This window comes from Burkholderia sp. Tr-862 (assembly GCF_011753085.1).
Lineage (GTDB): Bacteria > Pseudomonadota > Gammaproteobacteria > Burkholderiales > Burkholderiaceae > Burkholderia > Burkholderia ambifaria.
The window spans coordinates 1-4191 of sequence record NZ_VWWG01000288.1; the positions used below are offsets into that span (position 1 = coordinate 1).

The 4191-nt window shown below is 71.5% G+C and carries 1 protein-coding gene and 1 pseudogene; both read right to left on the minus strand.

The window, feature by feature from the left end; translation table 11 throughout:
• A pseudogene (locus F3J14_RS33840) lies at positions 1 to 1015 on the minus strand (hypothetical protein); the annotation flags it as partial.
• Positions 1016 to 1033: 18 nt separating this feature from the next.
• Positions 1034 to 4191, minus strand: a 3158-nt coding sequence (locus F3J14_RS33845) for an N-acetylmuramoyl-L-alanine amidase (protein WP_247682349.1), incomplete at its 5' end; no start/stop codon positions are given.

The following is a 4191-nucleotide window of genomic DNA, read 5'->3' on the forward strand; positions in this document are numbered from 1 at the left end:
CCGCAACGGGCGCCGCAGGCTGGGCGGCCGTCGGCGCCGGTGGCGCGATCCGCGCCGCCGGCCGGCTGTGCCGCTCCAGCAGATTGCGCGACGCCTCGTCGACGAAACGGTCGAGCGGCAGCGTCTCCGACGCGAAATTGATGCTCACCTTCCCGGTCAGCGTCGCCTTGAGATCGGTGTCGGTTTGCGCATTGACCGCAACGGTGGAGACCGTGGTGACCACGTCGCCCGACGTCCCCCGTCCGCCCCAGGTCGTCTGTCCCGACGACGGGTCGTTCGACGTCGCATACTGCACGGCGGCCCGGTCGCGCGCCTTGGCCTGGAAATTGAGGCTGGCGGCGATCGTGCCGTCCTTGACCACGACCCGCTGCATGCCCAGCAGCACCATCGTCGACAGCGTCGACAACCGATGCTGCGCGACGCGCTCGCGGGCGCGGGGCAGCACCACCGATTCGAGCGTCTGGGCGTCGAACGCGCCGTCGGCGGCGCCGAAATCGGCGAGCCACGCGGGCGCGGGCGCCGCGTCGTCGTCGCTTGCCCGGACCGCCGGCGCAAGGCGGTATTCACCGCCGTCCTGCACCAGCGTCACGTCGTGCGGATACTGCTCGACCAGCCACGCACGCGCCTGCCCGTCGGTCACGTTCTCCTGCGTGAACTGGTCCAGCGGCTTGGCCACCGCGCCGACCAGGTCGGCGAAACTCTCCACCTGCTTGATCGAGCTGTCGACGATCGCGTCGTACGTGCCATGCACGAGACTCGCGACGAAGGTGGGAAAGTCGATCGCGTCGGCCAGCGCCGCCGCACGCCGGCCGATGGCGTCCGTCGCCTTCTCCTTGGGGGGCGTCGATGCGCCCGAACCGCCGGCCGGCGCCGCTTGCGGCAACGCGCCGTCCTGCCTGACCGGGTCGCCCGACCCAGAGCTGTCGACGATCTCGCGGCCGAACGCGTCGCGAGCAAGTGCCACCGCGGGCGTGATCGCGCCGCGGGGTGGCGGAGGGGGAATGTGGCGAGCCATCGCGCGTGTCCCTCGGGGTCAGGCAGGTTGCAGTTCGCGCGCCGCCGGCTGCGTGCCGCTCGACGGCAGCGGCGGCGCGCCGTCGGCGCCATGCACGGTCTGGAAGCGGCCGTCGCCGTTCAGCGTCACCTCGGTCACGCCGACCTGATCCTCCTCGCCCGCATGCCGGAACGTGGTGGTGATGCGCAGCGTGACGCTCGCCCGTTCGGGCGTGCCGGCACCGCGGCCGATATCCGCGCGGACGAATGCGCTCCAGCCGTCGAGCATCTGTCCGTCGCCCGCGGCGATCGTCACGTCGCCGACCGCGCCGCCCTGCCACGCCCAGTCGATCGATACCGGCGCTGACGTGCGGCCGCTCGGCCCGTCGATGTACGGCCAGTCGTCGAGCATGACGTGCTGACCGGCCATGCGCGGCTGCCCGGCGCCGCCCGCCAGCGCATTGGCGGGCTGGACCAGCCCGGCCAGCTGCGCAAGGTCGTAGCTGCGCCCGTCGCGATGCTCGGTGCGCCGGGTCAGGCTCGCGCCGAAGCCGAATTCGCCGCCCGCGACCGGCGGCGCGACGCCGAGCGCGTAGCCCGCGCCCGCCGCGCTGCCGCGATTGATCAGGTGACCGAACGTGCCGCCCGAATGCATCAGCTGGAGCACGCCGATGCCGGCCGCCGCCTCGTACTCCGACACGAAATCCTCGTAGGTCATGATGTAGCGGCTGCCGGTCGCGTGGGTCGGCGGCAGCGTACGCGCGCCGGGATGGCCCGGTGTGCCGACCACCCGGTCCAGCGGATCGGTGATCCGCACGAAATACGCGTCGCCGCTGCGATACATGCCCGTCACCACCACCGCATGGAAGAAGTTGACCGGCGCGCGCACGACTTCGGCGACCCAGATCGGCCCGTTCGCTTCCAGCAGCCGCCGAAAGCCTTCGGGCGCGAAGCACGCATTGGGTTCGACCGTGAGGCTCGACGCAGCGGCGAACCCGGCCACCTCGGCCGGCGCCAGGCCGTCCCGCATCTGGCGCTCGAGACTGATGCAGCGCGCGAGCAGCGCCGGATCGACGCTCTGGTTGTCGCGCCAGCCGAGCACCATCGACGCGGCCGTCGCCCAGCAGCCCATGTCGGTGGGCTGCGGGGTCATCTGCACCTCGTCCCAGTTCACCGTCCAGTCGTCGGCGCCCAACGCGCGCGCGGCGCCCGGCGCGACCGACAGCGCCTGGCTCATGCCGAAGAAGCCGCGGCTCGGGATCGGCGCCTTCAGATGGCCGACATACGCGAGCGTTCCGGGGGCCATCGTGCCGGTCGACAAGCTGGCGAGATCGCCCGGCGGCACCCAGTGCGGCGGCACGCTGACGATCGGCTTGCCTGCGTCCTGAAACGACTGGGCGACCAGTTGCGAACAGAAGAAGCTGTCGGTGTCGGCGCCCTCGCCGAGCTCGATGCGGCCGACGAAGCGGCGACAGCGCTGCGCCGCGTCGCCCGACAGCAGGTCGCACGCGCGGCGATCGATCAGGTAGCCGCCGCAGCGCACCAGCCCGACATAGTTGAAGCCGCGATCGAGGTAGCGCGCGGCGGCATCGGCGACCTGCCGCTGCTGCGTATCGGTCAGGCCCGGCACCCGAAACGCGACCGCGAGGCGCGCGTCGGCCAGCGCATCCGCGAGCGGGCGCAGCTGGACCCCGCCGGGAATCGCCTCGATCACCTGCCCGCCCTGACCGACATAGAGCATCGCGTGACTGACCTCGGCGCCTGAGCCGGCGCGAATGACGCCGGAGCCGGAATTGCCGGTGGTGCTGAGAATGATGTCGCCGATCTCCAGCGCATCGGTGCCGATCGACAGGCCGCCGACGCCGGGATCGAGCGGAATGTCATCGCCGAGGCCGCGTGCGTCGAACCCGAGCGCCTGGCCGGCCGCCTGCGGCTGGCAGGTGCGGCTGTTGACCAGCCGCATGAAGTAGTCCCAATCCCAGTTGCCGTCGGGGCACGCGGTATGGCCGGTCGACGTGTCGGCCTCGCGGTGGCCCATGATCGTCGTGCGATTGATCGGCAGCTGATACTTGTCGCACAGCGACGCGACCAGCGCCGCCGAGGTTTCGTACTGGAGCTGGGTCGGCGCCAGCGCGTCGAAATGCTGGACGGTGCCGTTGCGACGCGGGTAGTCGGCGCCGCCGCGCTTCACCGCAATATGTTCGATGCCGATGCTGCGCTGGTTCGAGCCCTTGCAGTGCCACGCCGTGTCGGCCTCGGACACGAACTGGACGACTTCGCCCGCCTGCCCGACCAGGTAATGCGAACTCACCGTGGACGCGGCATTGGTGAAGGTATTCACCACCTGCTGGACCGTGGGCACATCGGCGATGTGGATGATGATCCGGTCGATCGTCTTGCTGCCGCGCCCCTCGTCGAAATTCGGGCTGGCCGCGGTGCGCGTGACGAGACTGTTCTCGCGCGCGCCCAGCGCCAGCGCGCTGGCCGTCGCGGGCGGCTCGGCGGCCGCATCGTCGTCGCTGTACGGCGGCGTATCGATGCCGTACGCCTCGGGGTCGTCGCTCAGGCCGCGCGACCATGCGAGCGCCGACGCGGTGGCGATCGTGCCCGACGCGGCGCGCGAGACGCCGACGAAGATGCTCACCGGGCTGCCGACGCTCACGCCGGCCGCCAGCGTGACGCCGACGAATTCGTTGCGCGCGTTGAACAGCGCTGAGATGCCGCCGGCCGGGCTTTCGCCGACCATGACGCCCACCGTCGTACCGGTGCCCGAGAAATCGTCGATATGGCCGCGCAGCAAGCTGATCTGGCCCGTGAGGCTCGCCGACACGATGTAGCCGAAGTCGAGCTCGCCCGACACGAACACGCCGATGTCGTCGCCGTTGGCGTCGAAGATGAGGCCGACCGCGCCGGCGCCCCCGGTTTCCAGCCCGGCCCCCGCGCCCGCACCGATCGAGACCGACAGGCCGTTGCGCATCGCGACCGGCAGCAGCAACAGCAGCGACGCGGTGGCCGGATTCGCGCTCAGCATCGCGCGCAGCGCGGCCCGCTCGACGCTCGACAGCTTCCGCGGTCGCGGCCAGGTAAAGCCGCGGCGCTCGCCGGCAATGCGGAACTCGGCATCGCCGCTCATCCCCTGCGAGACGGGCGCCGGTGCAACAGCGGGCGCCGGGCGCGCGGCCGACGCCGGCGCCGGAG